Origin of the sequence: Acidihalobacter sp., assembly GCF_037381185.1 — a bacterium.
Lineage (GTDB): Bacteria > Pseudomonadota > Gammaproteobacteria > DSM-5130 > Acidihalobacteraceae > Acidihalobacter_A.
Genome location: NZ_JARRQY010000029.1, coordinates 1 through 18459, shown reverse-complemented (window position 1 = coordinate 18459; position 18459 = coordinate 1). Strand labels below are relative to the sequence as shown.

General features: G+C 61.3%; 31 protein-coding genes and 1 pseudogene. 1 reads left to right on the top strand and 31 read right to left on the bottom strand.

From position 1 onward, the window contains the following. Positions 1-206: 206 nt before the first annotated feature. Positions 207-3011, top strand: a complete 2805-nt coding sequence (uvrA, locus tag P8014_RS11285; RefSeq protein WP_337817427.1) for an excinuclease ABC subunit UvrA — start codon at positions 207-209, stop codon at positions 3009-3011. Positions 3012-3036: 25 nt separating this feature from the next. On the opposite strand, the gene P8014_RS11280 is transcribed toward uvrA, so the two are convergent. The 31 genes and pseudogenes from P8014_RS11280 to P8014_RS11130 all read right to left on the bottom strand — a co-directional run. Next, entirely contained in the window at positions 3037-3609 is a 573-nt protein-coding gene (locus P8014_RS11280; protein WP_337817426.1) for a hypothetical protein, read from the bottom strand. A 354-nt stretch (positions 3610-3963) separates the two neighbouring features. Then, positions 3964-4692 carry an SAM-dependent chlorinase/fluorinase gene (locus P8014_RS11275; RefSeq protein WP_337817425.1) on the bottom strand — a complete coding sequence of 243 codons (729 nt, stop codon included), beginning with the start codon at positions 4690-4692 and terminating at the stop codon, positions 3964-3966. A gap of 89 nt (positions 4693-4781) precedes the next feature. Then, complete coding sequence (rplQ, locus tag P8014_RS11270; RefSeq protein ID WP_337817424.1) at positions 4782-5150, bottom strand: 50S ribosomal protein L17; 369 nt, start codon at positions 5148-5150, stop codon at positions 4782-4784. 18 nt (positions 5151-5168) lie between these two features. Continuing rightward, positions 5169-6161 carry a DNA-directed RNA polymerase subunit alpha gene (gene rpoA, locus P8014_RS11265; RefSeq protein WP_337817423.1) on the bottom strand — a complete coding sequence of 331 codons (993 nt, stop codon included), beginning with the start codon at positions 6159-6161 and terminating at the stop codon, positions 5169-5171. 36 nt (positions 6162-6197) lie between these two features. Further along, positions 6198-6818 carry a 30S ribosomal protein S4 gene (gene rpsD, locus P8014_RS11260; RefSeq protein ID WP_337817422.1) on the bottom strand — a complete coding sequence of 207 codons (621 nt, stop codon included), beginning with the start codon at positions 6816-6818 and terminating at the stop codon, positions 6198-6200. A 12-nt stretch (positions 6819-6830) separates the two neighbouring features. Then, entirely contained in the window at positions 6831-7226 is a 396-nt protein-coding gene (gene rpsK / locus P8014_RS11255) for a 30S ribosomal protein S11 (RefSeq protein ID WP_337817421.1), read from the bottom strand. Between the two features lie 27 nt (positions 7227-7253). Further along, on the bottom strand, positions 7254-7610 hold the full coding sequence (rpsM, locus tag P8014_RS11250) for a 30S ribosomal protein S13 (protein WP_337817420.1): 357 nt from the start codon (positions 7608-7610) through the stop codon (positions 7254-7256). Positions 7611-7683: 73 nt separating this feature from the next. After that, on the bottom strand, positions 7684-7797 hold the full coding sequence (rpmJ, locus tag P8014_RS11245) for a 50S ribosomal protein L36 (protein ID WP_337817419.1): 114 nt from the start codon (positions 7795-7797) through the stop codon (positions 7684-7686). 25 nt (positions 7798-7822) lie between these two features. Next, on the bottom strand, positions 7823-9178 hold the full coding sequence (secY, locus tag P8014_RS11240; RefSeq protein WP_337817418.1) for a preprotein translocase subunit SecY: 1356 nt from the start codon (positions 9176-9178) through the stop codon (positions 7823-7825). A gap of 1 nt (position 9179) precedes the next feature. Further along, a complete protein-coding gene (rplO, locus tag P8014_RS11235) occupies positions 9180-9614 on the bottom strand; it encodes a 50S ribosomal protein L15 (protein WP_337817417.1) in 435 nt (144 codons plus the stop codon). A gap of 1 nt (position 9615) precedes the next feature. Then, positions 9616-9807, bottom strand: a complete 192-nt coding sequence (gene rpmD / locus P8014_RS11230) for a 50S ribosomal protein L30 (RefSeq protein ID WP_337817416.1) — start codon at positions 9805-9807, stop codon at positions 9616-9618. A gap of 4 nt (positions 9808-9811) precedes the next feature. Further along, positions 9812-10321: a 30S ribosomal protein S5 gene (rpsE, locus tag P8014_RS11225; protein WP_337817415.1), complete on the bottom strand. Its 510-nt coding sequence runs from the start codon at positions 10319-10321 to the stop codon at positions 9812-9814. An 11-nt stretch (positions 10322-10332) separates the two neighbouring features. Beyond that, positions 10333-10686, bottom strand: a complete 354-nt coding sequence (gene rplR, locus P8014_RS11220; RefSeq protein WP_337817414.1) for a 50S ribosomal protein L18 — start codon at positions 10684-10686, stop codon at positions 10333-10335. A gap of 10 nt (positions 10687-10696) precedes the next feature. Further along, positions 10697-11230, bottom strand: coding sequence for a 50S ribosomal protein L6 (rplF, locus tag P8014_RS11215; protein WP_337817413.1), 534 nt, complete (start codon positions 11228-11230; stop codon positions 10697-10699). A 13-nt stretch (positions 11231-11243) separates the two neighbouring features. Next, positions 11244-11636, bottom strand: a complete 393-nt coding sequence (rpsH, locus tag P8014_RS11210) for a 30S ribosomal protein S8 (protein ID WP_337817412.1) — start codon at positions 11634-11636, stop codon at positions 11244-11246. Between the two features lie 14 nt (positions 11637-11650). Next, positions 11651-11956, bottom strand: a complete 306-nt coding sequence (gene rpsN, locus P8014_RS11205) for a 30S ribosomal protein S14 (RefSeq protein ID WP_337817411.1) — start codon at positions 11954-11956, stop codon at positions 11651-11653. Positions 11957-11970: 14 nt separating this feature from the next. Continuing rightward, on the bottom strand, positions 11971-12510 hold the full coding sequence (gene rplE / locus P8014_RS11200; RefSeq protein WP_337817410.1) for a 50S ribosomal protein L5: 540 nt from the start codon (positions 12508-12510) through the stop codon (positions 11971-11973). Between the two features lie 10 nt (positions 12511-12520). Continuing rightward, positions 12521-12838 carry a 50S ribosomal protein L24 gene (rplX, locus tag P8014_RS11195; protein ID WP_337817409.1) on the bottom strand — a complete coding sequence of 106 codons (318 nt, stop codon included), beginning with the start codon at positions 12836-12838 and terminating at the stop codon, positions 12521-12523. A gap of 15 nt (positions 12839-12853) precedes the next feature. After that, the gene (gene rplN, locus P8014_RS11190; RefSeq protein WP_337817408.1) at positions 12854-13222 is read right to left on the bottom strand and encodes a 50S ribosomal protein L14; all 369 of its coding nucleotides are present in this window, start codon (positions 13220-13222) and stop codon (positions 12854-12856) included. Between the two features lie 25 nt (positions 13223-13247). Next, positions 13248-13508, bottom strand: a complete 261-nt coding sequence (rpsQ, locus tag P8014_RS11185; protein ID WP_337817407.1) for a 30S ribosomal protein S17 — start codon at positions 13506-13508, stop codon at positions 13248-13250. Beyond that, complete coding sequence (rpmC, locus tag P8014_RS11180; RefSeq protein ID WP_337817406.1) at positions 13505-13708, bottom strand: 50S ribosomal protein L29; 204 nt, start codon at positions 13706-13708, stop codon at positions 13505-13507. Before rpmC ends, rpsQ begins: the two co-directional genes overlap by 4 nt. A 1-nt stretch (position 13709) precedes the next feature. Then, positions 13710-14123 carry a 50S ribosomal protein L16 gene (gene rplP / locus P8014_RS11175; protein ID WP_337817405.1) on the bottom strand — a complete coding sequence of 138 codons (414 nt, stop codon included), beginning with the start codon at positions 14121-14123 and terminating at the stop codon, positions 13710-13712. A 10-nt stretch (positions 14124-14133) separates the two neighbouring features. After that, the gene (gene rpsC, locus P8014_RS11170) at positions 14134-14811 is read right to left on the bottom strand and encodes a 30S ribosomal protein S3 (protein WP_337817404.1); all 678 of its coding nucleotides are present in this window, start codon (positions 14809-14811) and stop codon (positions 14134-14136) included. A 14-nt stretch (positions 14812-14825) separates the two neighbouring features. Beyond that, the gene (gene rplV / locus P8014_RS11165; protein WP_337817403.1) at positions 14826-15158 is read right to left on the bottom strand and encodes a 50S ribosomal protein L22; all 333 of its coding nucleotides are present in this window, start codon (positions 15156-15158) and stop codon (positions 14826-14828) included. A 10-nt stretch (positions 15159-15168) separates the two neighbouring features. Continuing rightward, the gene (gene rpsS, locus P8014_RS11160) at positions 15169-15441 is read right to left on the bottom strand and encodes a 30S ribosomal protein S19 (protein WP_337817402.1); all 273 of its coding nucleotides are present in this window, start codon (positions 15439-15441) and stop codon (positions 15169-15171) included. 11 nt (positions 15442-15452) lie between these two features. After that, the gene (gene rplB / locus P8014_RS11155; protein WP_337817401.1) at positions 15453-16277 is read right to left on the bottom strand and encodes a 50S ribosomal protein L2; all 825 of its coding nucleotides are present in this window, start codon (positions 16275-16277) and stop codon (positions 15453-15455) included. 16 nt (positions 16278-16293) lie between these two features. Beyond that, entirely contained in the window at positions 16294-16590 is a 297-nt protein-coding gene (gene rplW, locus P8014_RS11150; RefSeq protein ID WP_337817400.1) for a 50S ribosomal protein L23, read from the bottom strand. After that, positions 16587-17195: a 50S ribosomal protein L4 gene (rplD, locus tag P8014_RS11145; RefSeq protein ID WP_337817399.1), complete on the bottom strand. Its 609-nt coding sequence runs from the start codon at positions 17193-17195 to the stop codon at positions 16587-16589. Before rplD ends, rplW begins: the two co-directional genes overlap by 4 nt. 4 nt (positions 17196-17199) lie before the next feature. Next, entirely contained in the window at positions 17200-17844 is a 645-nt protein-coding gene (gene rplC, locus P8014_RS11140; protein ID WP_337817398.1) for a 50S ribosomal protein L3, read from the bottom strand. A gap of 119 nt (positions 17845-17963) precedes the next feature. Further along, positions 17964-18278 (bottom strand): 30S ribosomal protein S10, encoded by a 315-nt coding sequence (gene rpsJ, locus P8014_RS11135; RefSeq protein ID WP_337817397.1) that lies wholly within the window; start codon positions 18276-18278, stop codon positions 17964-17966. Positions 18279-18340: 62 nt separating this feature from the next. Further along, positions 18341-18459 (bottom strand): annotated as a pseudogene (locus P8014_RS11130) (elongation factor Tu); the annotation flags it as partial.

The following is an 18459-nucleotide window of genomic DNA, read 5'->3' as shown; positions in this document are numbered from 1 at the left end:
GTTACGGATGATGAACAGGTTTCGACCGCAGCACGGCCGAAAATATCCCCACAATCCCCGCCGGCGCAGCTTACGGGTGTAGACGGACCGGATCAACGTCCATCCCATTCGACCATGGACTCCGACATATCCCGAACCGAGCTACCGGTTCGGGGGCGATACGCCGTAATATGTTCGGCTGGCCCCAGTCGCAAAGAACGCATCATATGGACGCCATCCGCATCCGCGGCGCGCGCACGCACAATCTGAAGAACGTCGATCTCGACCTGCCTCGCGAAAAGCTGGTCGTCATCACCGGCCTGTCCGGCTCCGGCAAGTCCTCGCTGGCCTTCGACACGCTGTTCGCCGAGGGCCAGCGCCGCTACGTCGAGTCGCTGTCGGCCTACGCCCGGCAGTTCCTGTCCGTCATGGAAAAACCCGACGTCGACTATATCGAAGGCCTGTCGCCGGCGATCTCCATCGAGCAGAAAACCACCTCGCACAATCCGCGTTCGACGGTGGGGACCATCACCGAAATCTATGACTATCTGCGCCTGCTCTACGCTCGCGTCGGCACGCCACGCTGCCCCGAGCACGATCTGCCGCTGGAGGCACAAACCGTCAGCCAGATGGTCGATCAGGTACTCGCCCTGCCCGAGGGCACGCGCATCCTGCTGCTCGCGCCTGTGGTCAGCGGCCGCAAGGGCGAGCACCAACAGGTACTCGACGGGCTGCGCAGCCAAGGCTTCATACGCGTACGCATCGACAGCGCCATACACGAACTCGACGCTCTACCCGACCTCGACGCCAAACGCAAACACGACATCGACGTAGTGATCGACCGGCTCAGGGTGCGCGAGGACATCGGCCTGCGCTTGGCCGAATCCTTCGAGACCGCACTCGGCCTCAGCGACGGAATCGCCGTCGTCGGTTTCATGGACGATCCCGCGCGCGAGGAAATCGTGCTGTCGTCGCGCTACGCCTGTCCGACCTGCGGCTACGCCATCGCCGAACTGGAACCACGGCTGTTTTCCTTCAACAACCCGGTCGGAGCCTGTCCGGGCTGTGACGGTCTGGGTACTCAATCGTTTTTCGATCCGGCGCGCGTCGTGCTGCACCCGGAAGTCAGTCTGGCCGGCGGAGCCATCCGCGGCTGGGATCGGCGCAACGAACATTATTTTCGCCTGATCCAGGCCTTGTCGAAACACTATGACTTCGACCCCGAAATTCCGTGGGAAGAGTTGCCCGACAGGGTCAAGACAGTGATCCTCGATGGCAGCGGCGATGAAAAAATCCCGTTGCCCGGCCGCAGCGAGGCACGCCCCTTCGAGGGCATCCTTCCGAACATGGCGCGGCGCTATCGCGAAACCGAGTCCAGCGCGGTGCGCGAGGAGCTGGCGCGCTACCTGGCCGAACGCCCCTGCCCCGACTGCGGCGGCGGCCGCCTGAACCTCGCAGCGCGCCACGTCTTCGTCGGCGGCAAGGCCCTGCCCGAGATTGCCGATCAGCCGATCGAACAATCACAAACCTTCTTCCGCAACCTCGACCTCGGCGGTCGACGCGGCCAAATCGCCGAGAAGATCGTCAAGGAAATAGGCGCCCGGCTGAGCTTCCTGGTCAATGTCGGCTTGGATTACCTGACCCTGGCACGCAGCGCCGAGACGCTGTCCGGCGGCGAGGCTCAGCGCATCCGTCTGGCCAGCCAGATCGGCGCTGGCCTCGTTGGCGTAATGTACGTACTGGATGAGCCCTCCATCGGGCTGCACCAGCGCGATAATCAGCGCCTGCTGGACACCCTCGTCCATCTGCGCGATCTCGGCAACACGGTGATCGTGGTCGAACACGACGAAGATGCCATCCGCGCCGCCGACCACGTCGTCGACGTCGGCCCCGGTGCAGGTGTGCACGGCGGACGTGTCATTGCCGAGGGAACTCCGGACGCCATCGCGGCGCATGCCGATTCGGTGACAGGGCAGTATCTGTCCGGACGCCGCCGAATCGAAATTCCGGCCAAACGCCATACGGCGGCCGCCTCACCGCGCCTCAAGCTGTTAGGCGCACACGGCAACAACCTCAAGAACGTCGAGTTGGAACTGCCGCTGGGACTGTTCACCTGCGTCACCGGCGTTTCCGGCTCGGGCAAGTCAACACTGATCAACGACACGTTGCACCGCCTGCTCGCGCGCCACTTCCACGGTGCGGCGGACGAGCCGGCACCCTACGGCAGCGTCGCCGGACTCGAGCACCTGGACAAGATCGTCGCCATCGATCAGAGCCCGATCGGACGCACGCCACGATCCAACCCAGCCACCTACACCGGCCTGTTCACCCCCATACGGGAACTGTTCGCCGGCACCGCCGAAGCACGCTCGCGCGGTTACAATCCCGGCCGCTTCAGCTTCAACGTCAAGGGGGGACGCTGCGAGGCCTGTCAGGGCGAGGGCTACACCAAGGTCGAGATGCTCTTTCTGGCGGACATCTACGTGCCCTGCGACGTATGCAAGGGGCAACGCTACAACCGGGAAACGCTGAGCGTGCTCTACAAGGGCCGCAATATTCACGAAGTACTCGGCATGACGGTCGAGGAGGCGCTCAAGTTCTTCGCCAACGTGCCGTTGGTTCAGCGCAAGCTGCAGACCCTGATGGACGTGGGCCTGTCCTACATCACCCTGGGTCAAAGCGCCATTACGCTGTCGGGCGGCGAAGCCCAGCGCGTCAAGCTAGCAAAAGAACTGTCCAAACGGGAGACCGGACGTACACTTTATATTCTCGACGAGCCGACCACCGGTCTGCATTTCCACGATGTCGCCCAATTGCTGGAAGTACTGCAGCGACTGCGCGACCACGGCAACACCGTCGTGGTGATCGAGCACAACCTGGACGTCATCAAGACCGCGGACTGGGTCATCGATCTCGGTCCGGAAGGCGGCGACGGTGGCGGGCGCATCATCGCCGAAGGTCCTCCCGAAGCCGTCGCCGCAACGCCCGAATCGTATACTGGGCAGTTTCTGCGGCCCCTGCTGGAGCGCTAACGATCCCAGCAGGAATAAGGCAGGGCTAGAGCCTAGGCCCCAACCGTCCCCTCACCTGCTCAACGAAACGCTCGGCGCGCTCGCGGTCACCGATTTCCGCGGCCAGCGCTGCCACCGTGCTGTCGAGGTCCACGCCAGAGGCGAAATGTTCCTCACATATCACTCCGGCCACCGGACCGATGTATTCGGCCATCAGGGCTTCCAACACCTCGCGATCAGTTGGTTCCAGAGTAGTCGCAGAGCATTTGCCAGTCCCAGTCGCGGTTGGTGGCGCGGTGGCCTGCGCAGAGGCATTGTCGAGATAGTCGAGAATGTCTTCGGACTTAGGCAACGGTTCGCGCTGCGCATTCGACTCGCTGAGCACACCCTCGGAAAATCGCGCCCGCCCCGCCTGTATCCGCGTCAACAGGGAAAGAGCCACGCTGCCGCGCTTGTGCATGAAGCTGACATCGCTGATTTTCCCATGCTGCAATTCGATGCGCGCCATCTGGTTCGCATTGGTGGCGGCGAACAGCATGCCACTGCGTTTCTTCTTGCATAGCTGGCGAAGCAGGGCAACGAACCCTGGATAGTCCTCGAAGGTGTAGTGATCGTCCATTGTGTTCCCCTCGCGCGCGTCTGCGCCGTCCGCTGTATTTCTAGGAGGCGGTGAAACCGAACGCGAACTCGTTGATCATTATTCGTGTTGTCCTGGAGATCGACATGCTGCAGCCCGTCACATGCTCACTTCTGGCACGATCCGCAAGCCGTAGGGTTTTCTTATTAAGACCTGCCTGGGCGCTATCGGCGAAACTGCGCTCTGCAACCGGCGAGGACAGCGACAGACTCATAGCGCTACAGCAGCCCACTAGAAGTTTAAAACAATGAAGGCGTTTTCGCTCAAACGGATATTTTCTTATGGCTGGACTCCAGCGCCTAATCCCGACTAGCGACGAACAGTTTCCTCTCAACGCTACAAGCATCCAACGACAGCACCGACCTCTATGCCATCGATCGCATCGGCACGCCCTCGGTTGACCGCAATCTCGACCAAACCATTCGAGTTCGGATACCAAAACGGCTGACCTGGCGCCCCAGCGGCAAATATGCGGCCCGGCCCTATACGGGTACCATCAATATCCAAATCGCAATCTGCTGGCACTTCGCGTGCGCGAAGCCCCGTCATAGCGTTGCCGTAATGATCGATGTAGACGACTTCGGCCAGATCAGTCGGCCACCCTCGCTGCCCAGCCGGAGGTCCGTCGCAGCGCGTTCCGTGCACATCGCCTGTGCTGGCGATCGCGGCCGCGGCCGGTGCAAACCAATCCCGGCCATGGAAAGTGTTCGACGTACCAAGCGCTGGTGAATTCAGGAGCCACCAGCTCACTTTTTCGGCCTGTTGCGCCGCCACTTCCAACAAACCGTTGTCGGGTCCGACGAACCAGCGCCCATCGGCGTTCAAGACGATGCCGACGCGCTCCGTCCCAACACCCGGATCGACGACGCACAGCAATACATCGCCTACCGCGACATCCCTGCCGTATGCAGCTACGAGATAAGCGCTGTGGCGTGGATCGAACGCGGGTGCATCCGCGAGCAGACTGAACGCAGCAACCTCCGGCGCCTCAGTGTACAAACGCGCCAGGACCTGACCGGTATAGGGGCCTTTCAAACCAAAATCGGTGATCAAATGTATGCTCATTCAAACCGCCCGAAATGCGCCGGAAGCGGAAACGAAAAAGGCCGGGACATGCCCGGCCTTTTTCATCAACTACCTTAACTATCTTGAACTCACTCGGCCTCGGGACGATCCACAAGCTCGACCAACGCCATCGGAGCGTTGTCACCGGCGCGGAAACCGCACTTGAGAATGCGCAGGTAACCACCGGGACGCGCCTGGTAGCGCGGACCAAGCTCACCAAACAGCTTACCGACGACTGCTTTATCGCGCAGACGGCTGAACGCCAAGCGACGACGATGGACGCTGTCTTCCTTGGCCAGGGTGATCAACGGTTCTGCGACACGGCGAAGTTCCTTCGCCTTGGGCAGCGTGGTCTTGATGACCTCGTTGCGCAGCAGGGCAATGGAAAGGCTCTGAAGGGTCGCCTTTCGGTGCGAGCTGTTACGGCTCAGTTGTCTTCCACTATTGCGATGACGCATGACTCAGTTCCTAACGCTTCAGGCCGAGGCCTTCTGATCCTTGAGACCGGCCGGCGGCCAGCTATCCAGCTTCATGCCGAGCGACAAGCCGTGCTGCGCGAGCACGTCCTTGATTTCGGTCAGAGACTTCTTGCCCAGATTCGGTGTTTTGAGCAGCTCCACCTCGGTCTTCTGGATCAAATCGCCGATGTGGAAGATGTTCTCCGCCTTCAGGCAGTTGGCAGAGCGAACGGTAAGCTCCAGCTCGTCGACAGGACGCAGCAGAATCGGATCGATTTCGACTTTGCTGGCCGGCGCGGCGCCGCGTTCCTCGCCCTGCAGATCGACGAACACTTCGAGCTGGCTCTGCAAAATCGTCGCTGCGCGGCGAATCACCTCTTCGGGGTCCACCGTGCCATTGGTCTCGAGTTCGATGACCAGCCGATCGAGGTCGGTACGCTGCTCGACGCGAGCACGCTCCACCGAATATGCGACGCGCCGAATCGGACTGAAGCTGGCGTCCAGCAACAGACGCCCGATGGCGCGATCTTCACTGTCTGCGCCACGGCGGGTAGCCGCCGGCTGATAGCCGCGCCCACGTGCCACGGTCAACGTCATGTTGACCTCTCCACCCTGGGTGAGATGCGCGATGACATGGTCGGGATTAACGATTTCCATGTCATTGGCCAGCGCGATATCACCGGCGGTTACCACGCCTGGCCCCTGTTTCTTGAGGGTCACCACGGCCTGGTCCTGGCCCTGCATCTGAATCGCGATACCCTTCAGGTTGAGAAGGATCTCGACGACGTCTTCCTGCACGCCTTCGAGCGCCGTGTACTCATGCAGCACACCTTCGATCTCTGCCTCCACGACGGCAGCGCCGGGGATCGACGACAGCAGAATACGGCGCAGAGCGTTGCCCAGCGTATGGCCGAAACCACGCTCCAGCGGCTCCAGGGCCACCTTGGCGTGATTCGGTGAAATTGCCTGGACGTCGATATGACGCGGCTTGAGCAATTCGTTTGCCTGCATCTTGAACCTCTTGTGATCGACGTAATGCCGACGGGCTTACTTCGAGTAAAGCTCGACGACCAGGGATTCGTTGATCTCGGCCGGGAGGTCGGAGCGCTCGGGCAGCGCCTTGAACACGCCTTCCATCTTCTTCGCGTCGACTTCCATCCAGCCGGGCACACCCAACTGTTCGCTGAGGCTCAGCGCATCCTGGATGCGGGTCTGCTTCTTGGCGCGCTCACGCACGGCGACCACGTCATTCGCGGAAACCTGATAGGACGGAATGTTAACCGCGGTACCGTTGACCGTGATCGCACGATGGCTCACCAGCTGCCGGGCTTCGGCGCGGGTAACCGCGAAACCCATGCGGTAAACCACGTTGTCCAGGCGCCCCTCAAGCAGCTTGAGGAGATTTTCACCCGTCGAACCCTTCTGCTGCGCGGCCTTCTTGAAATAGTTCCGGAATTGACGTTCCAGCACGCCGTAAATGCGGCGCAGCTTCTGCTTCTCGCGCAACTGCACGCCGTAATCCGACAGACGCGTGCGACGATCGCCATGCTGTCCGGGGATTTTATCCAGCTTGCACTTGGACTCCAAACCACGCGCACGACTTTTGAGGAACAAGTCGGTGCCTTCGCGTCGGCTCAGCTTGCACTTGGGGCCAATATATTTTGCCATCGTCCTGACTCCTTACACGCGACGGCGCTTAGGCGGCCGGCAACCGTTGTGCGGGATCGGCGTCACGTCGTTGATGCTGGTGATCTTGAAACCGACGTTGTTCAGCGCTCGCACCGCGGATTCGCGGCCCGGGCCGGGGCCTTTGACACGCACTTCAAGGTTCTTCAGCCCGTACTCCTGAGCTGCGGCGTTGCCCGCACGCTCGGCCGCAACCTGCGCAGCGAACGGCGTGCTCTTGCGCGAGCCGCGGAAGCCGGAACCACCGGAAGTCGCCCAGCACAGGGCGTTGCCCTGGCGGTCGGTGATCATGACAAGAGTATTATTGAAAGAGGCGTTGATGTGCGCCACGCCGTCAGTGACGACGCGCTTCGCCTTCTTGCGCGTACGCGATGCCGGAGCCTTAGCCATATGCCTTGAAACGTCCGTGAAATAGGTTTACTTACGAATGGGCTTACGCGGGCCCTTACGGGTACGCGCATTGGTGCGAGTACGCTGTCCGCGCACAGGCAAGCCACGACGATGACGAAGGCCGCGGTAGCAGCCGAGGTCCATCAGACGCTTGATCTGCATGCTGACCTCACGACGCAGGTCGCCCTCCACAGCATACTGACCGACCGCCTGACGCAGGGCCTCAAGTTCAGCCTCGGTGAGATCCTTGATCTTCACCTCGGGCTGAATGCCGGTGGCTGCGCAGATATTCTTTGCGCGAGTCAGGCCAACACCATAAATGGCGGTCAGCGCGATCACCGTATGCTTCTGATCAGGAATATTGACACCAGCTACACGTGCCATCTAGTTGTCTCCAAGACGCAGACCGAAAACGGCGCATTGTACGCACCGGAGCGGCCCTTTTCAATAGTGTTCTTCAACCCTGCCGCTGCTTGTGACGCGGATCAGTGCAGATCACGCGCACCACGCCATTTCGACGGATCACCTTGCAGTGACGACAGATTTTCTTAACCGACGCACGAACCTTCATCTCTTCATCCTCTACACGGGGCCCTTCAGCGCAACGCGCCGCCGCGACCGCCCTTCATGTTCGCTTTTTTCATCAGGCCCTCGTACTGATGAGACATCATGTGCGCCTGTACCTGCGCCATGAAGTCCATCACCACGACAACGATGATCAGCAGGGAGGTGCCGCCAAAATAGAACGGCACGTTCCAGTACAGAATCAGAAACTCCGGCAGCAGACAGACCAGCGTGATGTAGATTGCGCCTACCGCCGTCAACCGCGTCATGACTCCGTCTATATACCGGCCGGTCTGCTCGCCGGGGCGAATGCCGGGAATCAGGGCACCCGCCTTCTTTAGGTTGTCGGCCGTCTCCCGCGAATTGAACACCAGCGCGGTGTAGAAAAACGCGAAGAAAATGATCGCCGCAGCGTAGAACAGCACATACAGCGGCTGCCCGGGCGCCAGCGTGGTCGACAGATCCTGCAGCCAGCGCATGCCGTCCGTTCGCCCGAACCATTGCCCCAGTGTCGCAGGGAACAAAATGATACTCGAAGCGAAAATCGGCGGAATCACGCCGGCCATGTTCAATTTCAGCGGCAGGTGGCTGGACTGGGCCGCATAGACCTTTCTGCCAACCTGACGCTTCGCATAATTCACCGTAATCCGCCGCTGGCCGCGCTCAACGAACACCACGAAAGCGGTGACCACGATCGCCAGTGCGATCAACAGAATGATCGTCGCAGGCGAGAGTTCACCAGTACCGGCGAGTTCCAGCGTACCGCCCACCGCATTCGGTAGACCCGCGACGATGCCGGCGAAGATGATCATCGAAATACCGTTGCCCAGACCGCGCTCGGTAATCTGCTCGCCCAGCCACATCAGAAACAGCGTGCCGGTAACCAGTGTCACGGTCGCAGTGAAGATGAAGCCTATACCCGGATTGATCGCGACGGACATACCGCCGACCTGCTGCCCTTCCAAAGCCACCGAAACGCCGATCGCCTGGAACGTTGCCAGCGCGACCGTGGCATAGCGGGTGTACTGCGTGATCTTGCGCTGGCCCGCCTGACCTTCCTTTTTCAGCTGTTCGAGCGTCGGCACAACCGAGGTCAGCAGCTGAATGATGATCGATGCAGAGATGTAAGGCATCACACCTAGTGCGAACACACTCAAACGCTGCAAAGCACCGCCTGAGAACATGTTGAACATGCCCAGAATGGAGCCGCTGTGTTGAGCGAAAAAGCGCGCCATGGCATCGGGATTGATCCCCGGCACCGGAATGAAAGTTCCGATGCGGTATACCACCAATGCCAGGATCAGGAACACCAGGCGCTTGCGCAACTCCGCAAAGCGCCCGAGCGTCGCCAGGCCGCCGGCCCCCATACTCGCACCGGCCGCCGCCATGTCAGACGTCTTCGACCTTGCCGCCGGCAGCTTCGATCGCCGCCTTGGCACCCGCGGTCAGCGCCAGGCCGCGCACGGTCACCGCGGTCTCCAGTTTGCCGGAGGCGATCACCTTCGCGCGCTTGGTCTGCTGCGGCACGACATCGGCCGCAATCAGTGCAGCCAGATCGACCACGCCGTCGATTTTCGCCAACTCGTGCAGACGCACTTCAGCGGTGTTGCCAACCATACGCGAGCGGAAGCCGACCTTCGGCAGACGACGCTGCATGGGCATCTGACCGCCCTCAAAGCCGACCTTGCGATAGCCGCCGCTGCGCGAATGCTGACCCTTGTGACCGCGGCCTGCGGTCTTGCCGAGACCGGAACCGATACCGCGGCCGACTCGGACGCTATCGGGACGGCTGCCGGCAGCGGGCTTGAGCGTGTTAAGGCGCATCTCAGGCCTCCTCGACCTTCAGCATATAGCTGATCTTGTTCACCATGCCCCGGTTCTCGGGCGTGTCGGCCACTTCAACGGTGTGCCGGATGCGGCGCAGACCCAAACCACGAGCGCACGCTTGGTGGGACTTAGCCCGCCCGATGAGGCTGCGCAGCAGGGTCACGCGGATACGCTTGTTGTCGTTCGCCATGGTCTTAGCCTCGAATCTCTTCGACCGACTTGCCGCGCTTAGCGGCCATCTGCTCAGGCGAATTCATCGCCTGCAGGCCGTTCAGCGTCGCGCGAATCGCGTTAACCGGGTTACGCGTGCCGATGCACTTGGCCAGGATGTTGCGTACGCCGACCATTTCGAACACGGCGCGCATCGCACCGCCGGCGATCACGCCGGTACCTTCCGAAGCCGGCTGCATATACACCTTCGCCGCACCGTGACGGCCCATGGAAGCGTAGTGCAAAGTACCGTCGTGCAGCGCGACCTTGATCATGTTCTTGCGCGCCTTCTCCAGCGACTTCTGAATCGCGGCCGGCACCTCGCGGGCCTTGCCGTACCCCATGCCGACGCGGCCGTTGCCGTCACCGACCACGGTCAGCGCGGTGAAGCCGAACTGACGGCCGCCTTTGACCACCTTCGCCACGCGGTTGACTGCGACCAGCTTTTCCTGCAGGCCGTCGTTGCTCGTAGAGCTCTCGATATTCGTTGCCATCGCCTGCCTTCCTAGAACTGAAGTCCGTTCTCGCGCGCCGCATCGGCGAGCGCCTTAACACGACCGTGGTAGCGGAACCCCGAACGGTCGAAGGCGACGCTGCTGACGCCTTTGGCCGACGCGCGATCCGCGATCAGCCGACCGACGGCCGCAGCGGCCTCGATGTTGCCGGTGCCCTTGAGTTCGCCGCGCACGTCGGGCTCAACGGTCGAAGCACTCGCGATGACTTCCGAGCCATTGGGCGCGATCACCTGGGCGTAAATGTGCCGCGGAGTGCGATGTATGCACAGACGCGCCACACCCAGTTCGCGGATTTTCATGCGTGCGCGCTTGGCGCGGCGCAGCCGGGCTTCTTTCTTTTCCATGTCTGCGGACCTACTTCTTCTTGGCTTCCTTGCGGATAATCCGTTCGTTCGCATACTTGACGCCCTTGCCCTTGTAGGGCTCGGGCGGACGATACGCGCGAATCTCCGCAGCCACTTGACCGACCTGCTGCAGATCGGCGCCCTTGACCAGGACCTCGGTTTGACTCGGGGTCTCGATCGTGATGCCTTCCGGCACCGCATATTCCACCGGGTGCGAGAAACCCAGGGTCAGGTTAAGCACCTTGCCCTGAGCCTGCGCACGATAACCGACGCCGACCAACTCGAGCTTCTTCTCGTAGCCGCTACCGACACCCGTCACCAGGTTCTGGGTCAGGGCACGCATGGTACCAACCATGGACATGCCCTCGACTTTTTCATCACGCGGGGCGAACACCAGGGTGCCGTCCTCTTCACGCACGACGACGTCGTCGTGCAGAACCTGGACGCCCTCACCCTTCGGGCCTTTGGCCTTGATGGTGTTTCCCTCGACAGTCACCGAGACCCCCTTCGGGATCTTCACCGGATTCTTTGCAACTCTCGACATCGTCTTGTCCCCGTTAGGCCACGACGCAAATGACTTCGCCGCCCTGATTGGCCGCACGCGCCGCACGGTCGCTCATGACACCCTTCGACGTCGAAACGATCGCGACGCCAAGACCGTTCATCACCCGCGGCAGCTCGTCGTGCGCCCTGTAGATGCGCAGTCCCGGACGGCTCACGCGATCGAGACGCTCAATTACGCCCTTGCCCTGGTAGTAACGCAGGGTCACGGTCATCGTCGGCTTGACCTCGTCGTTCACCGCGAAGTCGTCGATATAGCCCTCGTCCTTGAGCACGGCCGCAATGGCCTGCTTCAACTTGGACGCCGGCATTTTCACTTCTGCCTTGTGCGCCTGCTGCCCGTTGCGAATGCGGGTCAGCATGTCCGCGATCGGATCCGTCATGCTCATTCCAGAATTCCTCTTTACCAGCTCGCTTTCTTGAGGCCGGGCACGTCACCGCGCATCGTCGCTTCACGCAGCTTGTTGCGGCTCAGGCCGAACTTGCGGTAGTAGCCGTGCGGACGACCGGTCAAACGGCAGCGATTCTGCTGGCGCACCGGGCTCGAATCACGGGGCAGTTTCTGCAGTGCGACGACCGCCTCGAGACGCTCCTCGTGACCCGTATCGGGATTGTTGATCAGTGCCTTCAGCGCGGCACGCTTCTCAGCGTAGCGGGCAACCAGCTTGCTGCGCTTGCGCTCGCGCTCGATCATCGAAGTCTTGGCCATGTAACTCTCTCGCCTCAGGTCCGGAAAGGGAAGTTGAAGGCGGCAAGCAGCTCACGCGCCTCCTCGTCGGTGCGCGCGCTGGTCGTGACAACGATATCCATGCCGCGCAGCGCGTCGAGCTTGTCGTAATCGATCTCCGGAAAGATGATCTGCTCTTTGACGCCCATGCTGAAATTGCCGCGCCCGTCGAAGGACTTGGGGTTCACGCCACGGAAGTCACGCACACGCGGCAGCGCCACGCTGACCAGACGATCCAGGAACTCGTACATACGCTCGCGGCGCAGAGTCACCTTCGCACCGATCGGCCAACCGTCTCGGATCTTGAAGCCAGCGATCGACTTGCGCGCGTAGGTCGCAACGCCGCGCTGACCGCTGATGAGACTCAGATCGCTGAGCGCGTTCTCGACCACCTTCTTGTCAGCAACCGCCTCGCTCAAACCCATGTTGAGCGTGATCTTCTCGATCCGCGGCACCTGCATGACGCTCTGGTACTTGAAGCGTTCCATCAGCTGCGGAACGATCTGCTCCCTGTAAACTTCCTTTAGCCTGGACATCGCCGCTACCTTACGCGTCTACCACTTCATTGTTCGACTTGAAGAAGCGCACCTTACGGCCGTCCTCAAGTACCCGGAACCCAACGCGGTCGCCCTGACCGGTCGCGGGGTTGTACAACATCACGTTGGAGGCCTGGATAGGCGCTTCCTTCTCGATGATGCCACCCTGCGTACCCTGCTGCGGGTTGCCGCGCTGGTGCTTCTTGATCATGTTGACGTTCTGGACCAGCAGCTTGCCGTTGCTCAGCACGCTGAGCACAGTGCCGCGCCGGCCCTTGTCCTTACCCGCGATGACGGTGACGTCGTCGCCTTTGCGAATTCTTTGCATGACTGCCTCCGCCGCTCAGAGCACTTCAGGTGCGAGCGAGATGATCTTCATGAACCGCTCGGACCGCAGCTCGCGCGTCACCGGTCCGAAGATACGCGTACCGATCGGCTGCAGCTGGGTGTTCAGCAACACCGCGGCATTACCGTCAAAGCGGATCTTGGAGCCATCGGGACGGCGCACGCCGTGCGCAGTGCGAACGACGACGGCATTGTAAACGTCGCCCTTCTTCACTTTGCCGCGCGGAATCGCGTCTTTCACGCTCACCTTGATGATGTCGCCCACATTCGCATAGCGGCGATGGGAGCCACCGAGCACCTTGATGCACTGTACCCGGCGCGCGCCGCTGTTGTCGGCAACATCCAAAACTGTCTGCATCTGAATCATGGCTGTCTTCCTAGGCTGTCAGCGCTTACTGAGCGCGCTCGACGACTTCGACGAGCGTCCAGGACTTCGTCTTCGACAGCGGACGCGCCTCGCTGATACGAACCGTATCGCCGATGCGGCAGCTGTTGTCTTCATCATGGACGTGCAGCTTGGTCGAACGCCGGATGTACTTGCCGTACACCGGGTGGCGAACCATACGCTCGATCAGCACGGTGGCCGTCTTGTCCATCTTGTCGCTCACCACGCGACCGACAACCGATCGCTGGACCTTCGTTTCCTCACTCATGCCGTCTCACCTGCACGCGACTTTTCGTTCAGCACCGTCTTGATGCGAGCAATATCCTTGCGCACCTTGCCAACCTGGTCAGGCTTGGAAAGCTGACCGGTACCCTTCTGCATGCGCAGATTGAACTGGGCACGACGCAACTCGATCAGCTCGTCGTTCAGCTCGGAAACGTTCTTCTCACGCAGCTCCGCGACTTTCATCTCACATCACCGTCCTGGTCACGACCGTGGTCTTGATCGGCAGTTTGGCAGCCGCCAAGCGGAAAGCCTCACGGGCGATCTCTTCACTCACGCCTTCCATTTCGTAAAGGACCTTGCCGGGCTGGATCTTCGCGACCCAGTACTCGACGTTACCCTTACCCTTACCCTGGCGAACCTCAAGCGGTTTCTTGGTGACCGGCACATCCGGGAACACGCGGATCCAAATCTTGCCACCACGCTTGATGTGGCGGGTCATGGCTCGACGCGCAGCCTCGATCTGTCGAGCCGTGATACGCCCACGATCCAACGCCTTCAGGCCATACTCACCAAAGCTGACCGCATTGCCGACCGTGGCCAGCCCGCGGTTGCGCCCCTTGAACTGCTTGCGGAACTTGGTTCTTTTCGGCTGCAGCATCGTCTACTCCTCAACCCGCCGCCTGGCGCGCTTCGCCACGTGCCGCGGCCGGACCGAACACGTCGCCCTTGTAAATCCAGACCTTGATACCGATGACACCATACGTCGTGTGCGCCTCGGCAAAGCCGTAATCGATGTTGGCGCGCAGGGTGTGCAGCGGAACGCTTCCTTCGTGGTAGCGTTCGGAACGCGCAATCTCAGCACCGTTCAAGCGCCCGGCGACATTCACTTTCACGCCAACGGCGCCGAGTCGCATCGAGTTGCCCACGGCGCGGCGCATGGCTCGGCGGAACATGATGCGCTTCTCGAGCTGCTGGGCAATACCCTCGGCCACGAGCTGCGCATCGGTCTCGGGCTTGCGCACTTCCTCGATGTTGATCTTGACGGTATTGACCTCAAGACCCATGCGCGCAGCCACTTCCCGGCGCAGCGCCTCGATGTCTTCACCCTTCTTGCCGATCACGATACCGGGACGCGCAGTGTGAATGGTGATCACCGCTGCCCGTGCCGGACGCTCGATCTGCACTCGGCTGACCGAAGCGTGCGCCAGCTTCTTCTTGATGAAATCGCGCACTTCCAGATCGTTGTTCAACAGATCGGCGTAGGCGCGGCCCTGCGCGTACCACTTCGAAGTCCAGTCGCTGGCGATGCCGAGACGGATTCCTGTCGGATGTACTTTCTGACCCATAATCCCGTGCTCCCTTAGCGCCCGCCGACCTTGACGGTGATGTGGCTCGTGCGCTTGATGATGCGATTGCCGCGGCCTTTGGCGCGGGCATGCATACGCTTGAGCGTCGGCGCCTCATCGACGTAGATGCTGCTGACTTTCAGCTCATCCACGTCTGCACCCTCGTTATGCTCAGCATTGGCAATGGCAGACTCCAGAACCTTGCGGATCATGCCGGCTGCCTTCTTGGAGCTGAACGTAAGAAGCTGGATGGCCTTCTCGACCGGCAATCCACGCACCTGATCGGCCACGAGCCTCGCCTTCTGGGGCGAGATTCGGGCGTACCTAAGTCTTGCTGCGACTTCCATGGCAACCTCTTTACTTCGCCTTCTTGTTGGCCACGTGACCTTTGAAGGTACGCGTCGCCGCAAACTCGCCGAGCTTGTGCCCGACCATGTTTTCCGACACCAGCACCGGAACATGCTGGCGACCGTTGTGAACCGCGATGGTCAAGCCGATCATCTGCGGCAGAATCATCGAGCGACGCGACCAGGTCTTGATCGGGCGACGACTGTTCGCCGCGACCGCCTCGTCGACCTTCTTCACCAGATGGTGATCAACAAAAGGACCTTTCTTGATCGAACGTGGCACTGGCCTACCCCTTACTTCGAGTTCCGGCGACGGACGATGTACTTGTCCGTACGCTTGTTGTTACGGGTCTTGTAACCCTTGGTCGGGACACCCCAAGGGGTGACCGGATGCTGGCCGAAGTTACGACCTTCACCACCGCCATGCGGGTGATCGACCGGGTTCATCGCGGTACCGCGAACCGTCGGGCGAATACCAATCCAGCGCTTCGCGCCAGCCTTGCCGAACTTGCGCAGACTGTGTGCGGAGTTGCTGACCTCGCCTACCGTGGCACGGCACTCGACAGGCACACGACGCATCTCACCGGAGCGCAAGCGCAGCGTAGCGTACGCGCCTTCACGCGCCACGATCTGAGCGGAAGCGCCCGCCGAGCGAACCAACTGAGCACCCTTGCCGGGCTTCATCTCGACACAGTGCACGGTAGTACCGACCGGAATGGAGCGCAGCGGCAGCGCGTTGCCCGCCTTGATCGGCGCGCCAGAACCGGACATCAGCTGATCGCCGGCCTTCACGCCCTTGGGCGCGATAACGTAACGGCGCTCACCATCGCGGTACAGTATCAGCGCGATATGCGCGCTGCGGTTCGGATCGTACTCCAGCCGCTCGACGCGAGCAGGCACACCGTCCTTGTCGCGCTTGAAGTCGATGATGCGATAGGCCTGCTTATGCCCACCACCCTGATGCCGCTGGGTCACTCGGCCTTGATTGTTACGCCCGCCATTCTTCGACTTCTTCTGCACCAGAGGGGCGTGCGGCGCACCCTTGTGCAGATCTTCGCGCGTCACTCGGACCTGGAAACGACGCCCTGCGGAGGTGGGCTTTGCTTTGACGATTGCCATGACTAGCTAACCTCTCTTACTCGGCGCCGCCGAAGTCGATATCCTGGCCTTCGACCAAGGTCACGTACGCTTTACGCCAGTCGTTACGCCGACCCGGGCGACGGCCAAACGTCTTGCGCTTACCGGGCATGTTCACCACACGCACACCGGCAACCTTGACGCTGAACATCAGCTCGACCGCCTTCTTGATCTCGAGCTTGGTGGCATCGGGCGCCACCTTGAACACATGCTGCCCCTGAGCCTCCGCCATCCCGGCAGACTTCTCGGACACGTGCGGCGCAACCAGCACCTGCATCAAACGATCCTGATTCATGCCAGCCACTCCTCGATCTTCTTGAGCGCGTCCACTGTTACGATGACGCGCTCGTGGCCCACCAGGCGCACCGGATCCAGGCCAGCGACGTCGCTAACGTCCACATGCGGCACGTTGCGTGCGCCAAGCCACAGAGCCTCGCTCGGCTCGGCCGCGACGACCAGCGCATTGCGCACGTCGCTAACACCGTCGAGTGCAGCCAGAAAGGCCCTGGTCTTGGGGGCATCCACATCAAAAGCATCGACCACGACCAAGCGCTCCTGACGCGCCAACTCGGAGAAGATTGAACGCATCGCGGCGCGATACATCTTCTTGTTCAGCTTCTGGGCGTAACTGCGTGGCTTGGCCGCGAATGCGCGTCCACCACCGACCCAGATGGGACTGCGAATGCTGCCGGCTCGCGCGCGACCGGTGCCCTTCTGGCGCCAGGGCTTGATGCCGCCGCCACTTACCTCGGCACGCGACTTCTGCGCCTTGGTACCGGCGCGACCGGCCGCCATATAGGCGACCACAGCCTGGTGCACGAGCGGCTCATTGAAGTCGCGAGCGAACAGCGCATCGGACACGCTGATGGCCTTCCCGCTGCCGTGAACTTGAAGCTCCATGTCCTTAACCCTTCTGCTTGACTGCAGGACGCACGATCACATCACCGCCTGCTGCGCCAGGTACGGCGCCCTTGATGAGAAGCAGGTTGCGCTCGGCATCGACGCGCACGACCTTAAGGTTCTGCGCGGTGACCCGGACGTTACCCATCTGCCCCGACATCTTCTTGCCCTTGAACACGCGCCCCGGAGTCTGGTTCTGACCGATCGAACCCGGCACGCGGTGCGACAGCGAGTTGCCGTGCGTACGATCCTGACCGCGGAAATGATGCCGCTTGATAGTTCCGGCAAAGCCCTTGCCCTTACTCACGCCCGCGACGTCGACAATCTGACCGACCTCGAAACGACCGACACTGAACTCCGCACCCGGCTCGACACCATCAAGCTCGCCAGCCTCGACACGCGACTCCCACAAACCGCGGCCGGCAGCCACGTTTGCCTTAGCAAAGTGCCCGGCAAGCGGCTTGGTGACTCGCGAGCCCTTGCGCTCGCCGACGGTCATCTGAAGCGCGGCATAGCCATCGACCTCAGGCGTCTTGATCTGAGTCACCCGATTGGGCTCAGCCTGAACCACGGTCACCGGCACGGACACGCCGTCCTCGGTAAAGACGCGGGTCATGCCCAGCTTGCGTCCGACCAATCCGATTGACATCACGCCACCTCTAGTTCCATGCGCGGCAAACCCGCATTCCCGTTCTTAATCACGTGGCCCGACAGATGAACTTCCTGTCGGGCCACGGAAAGCCGCGCATTATGACAGATAAATGATCTTTAGTTAAGCCTTATTTGCACATCCACGCCCGCGGCCAGATCGAGCTTCATCAAAGCGTCAACCGTCTTGTCCGTGGGATCGAGAATATCCATCAGCCGCTTGTGGGTGCGCAGTTCATACTGATCCCGTGCATCCTTGTTCACATGCGGCGAAATCAGCAGGGTGTAGCGCTCCTTGCGGGTCGGCAGCGGGATCGGGCCCTTGACCCGCGCGCCGGTGCGCTTGGCGGTCTCGACGATCTCACTGGCGGAACGATCGATCAGACGATGATCGAACGCCTTCAGGCGGATACGGATTCTTTGACTAGCGGCCATCTCTCAACACTCCAAACAGGGGGCGCAGCAGCGCCCCTTGAAATCTGATCCGTTTCCGGCTGTTACTCGATGATTTTGGACACGACGCCGGCACCGACGGTGCGGCCACCTTCGCGGATCGCAAAGCGAAGACCCTCTTCCATCGCGATCGGCGCAATCAGCGACACCGTCATCGCAACGT

Excerpts from the sequence above, each read along its gene's own strand:
- rpsQ (WP_337817407.1), bottom strand. The coding sequence starts at position 13,508 with ATGAGTGAGGAAACGAAGGTCCAGCGATCGGTTGTCGGTCGCGTGGTG.
- P8014_RS11280 (WP_337817426.1), bottom strand. The coding sequence starts at position 3,609 with ATGGACGATCACTACACCTTCGAGGACTATCCAGGGTTCGTTGCCCTG.
- rpmC (WP_337817406.1), bottom strand. The coding sequence starts at position 13,708 with ATGAAAGTCGCGGAGCTGCGTGAGAAGAACGTTTCCGAGCTGAACGAC.
- rpsN (WP_337817411.1), bottom strand. The coding sequence starts at position 11,956 with ATGGCCAAGACTTCGATGATCGAGCGCGAGCGCAAGCGCAGCAAGCTG.
- P8014_RS11275 (WP_337817425.1), bottom strand. The coding sequence starts at position 4,692 with ATGAGCATACATTTGATCACCGATTTTGGTTTGAAAGGCCCCTATACC.
- rpsE (WP_337817415.1), bottom strand. The coding sequence starts at position 10,321 with ATGGCAACGAATATCGAGAGCTCTACGAGCAACGACGGCCTGCAGGAA.
- rpsH (WP_337817412.1), bottom strand. The coding sequence starts at position 11,636 with ATGAGCATGACGGATCCGATCGCGGACATGCTGACCCGCATTCGCAAC.
- rpsK (WP_337817421.1), bottom strand. The coding sequence starts at position 7,226 with ATGGCTAAGGCTCCGGCATCGCGTACGCGCAAGAAGGCGAAGCGCGTC.
- rplO (WP_337817417.1), bottom strand. The coding sequence starts at position 9,614 with ATGCGCCTTAACACGCTCAAGCCCGCTGCCGGCAGCCGTCCCGATAGC.
- rplB (WP_337817401.1), bottom strand. The coding sequence starts at position 16,277 with ATGGCAATCGTCAAAGCAAAGCCCACCTCCGCAGGGCGTCGTTTCCAG.
- rpmJ (WP_337817419.1), bottom strand. The coding sequence starts at position 7,797 with ATGAAGGTTCGTGCGTCGGTTAAGAAAATCTGTCGTCACTGCAAGGTG.
- rplR (WP_337817414.1), bottom strand. The coding sequence starts at position 10,686 with ATGGAAAAGAAAGAAGCCCGGCTGCGCCGCGCCAAGCGCGCACGCATG.
- rpsJ (WP_337817397.1), bottom strand. The coding sequence starts at position 18,278 with ATGGCCGCTAGTCAAAGAATCCGTATCCGCCTGAAGGCGTTCGATCAT.
- rplQ (WP_337817424.1), bottom strand. The coding sequence starts at position 5,150 with ATGCGTCATCGCAATAGTGGAAGACAACTGAGCCGTAACAGCTCGCAC.
- rpoA (WP_337817423.1), bottom strand. The coding sequence starts at position 6,161 with ATGCAGGCAAACGAATTGCTCAAGCCGCGTCATATCGACGTCCAGGCA.
- rplV (WP_337817403.1), bottom strand. The coding sequence starts at position 15,158 with ATGGAAGTCGCAGCAAGACTTAGGTACGCCCGAATCTCGCCCCAGAAG.
- rplX (WP_337817409.1), bottom strand. The coding sequence starts at position 12,838 with ATGCAAAGAATTCGCAAAGGCGACGACGTCACCGTCATCGCGGGTAAG.
- rpsM (WP_337817420.1), bottom strand. The coding sequence starts at position 7,610 with ATGGCACGTGTAGCTGGTGTCAATATTCCTGATCAGAAGCATACGGTG.
- rplP (WP_337817405.1), bottom strand. The coding sequence starts at position 14,123 with ATGCTGCAGCCGAAAAGAACCAAGTTCCGCAAGCAGTTCAAGGGGCGC.
- rplF (WP_337817413.1), bottom strand. The coding sequence starts at position 11,230 with ATGTCGAGAGTTGCAAAGAATCCGGTGAAGATCCCGAAGGGGGTCTCG.
- rplN (WP_337817408.1), bottom strand. The coding sequence starts at position 13,222 with ATGATTCAGATGCAGACAGTTTTGGATGTTGCCGACAACAGCGGCGCG.
- rplD (WP_337817399.1), bottom strand. The coding sequence starts at position 17,195 with ATGGAGCTTCAAGTTCACGGCAGCGGGAAGGCCATCAGCGTGTCCGAT.
- rpsC (WP_337817404.1), bottom strand. The coding sequence starts at position 14,811 with ATGGGTCAGAAAGTACATCCGACAGGAATCCGTCTCGGCATCGCCAGC.
- rpmD (WP_337817416.1), bottom strand. The coding sequence starts at position 9,807 with ATGGCGAACGACAACAAGCGTATCCGCGTGACCCTGCTGCGCAGCCTC.
- rplE (WP_337817410.1), bottom strand. The coding sequence starts at position 12,510 with ATGTCCAGGCTAAAGGAAGTTTACAGGGAGCAGATCGTTCCGCAGCTG.
- rplW (WP_337817400.1), bottom strand. The coding sequence starts at position 16,590 with ATGAATCAGGATCGTTTGATGCAGGTGCTGGTTGCGCCGCACGTGTCC.
- uvrA (WP_337817427.1), top strand. The coding sequence starts at position 207 with ATGGACGCCATCCGCATCCGCGGCGCGCGCACGCACAATCTGAAGAAC.
- rpsD (WP_337817422.1), bottom strand. The coding sequence starts at position 6,818 with ATGGCAAAATATATTGGCCCCAAGTGCAAGCTGAGCCGACGCGAAGGC.
- rplC (WP_337817398.1), bottom strand. The coding sequence starts at position 17,844 with ATGTCAATCGGATTGGTCGGACGCAAGCTGGGCATGACCCGCGTCTTT.
- secY (WP_337817418.1), bottom strand. The coding sequence starts at position 9,178 with ATGGCGGCGGCCGGTGCGAGTATGGGGGCCGGCGGCCTGGCGACGCTC.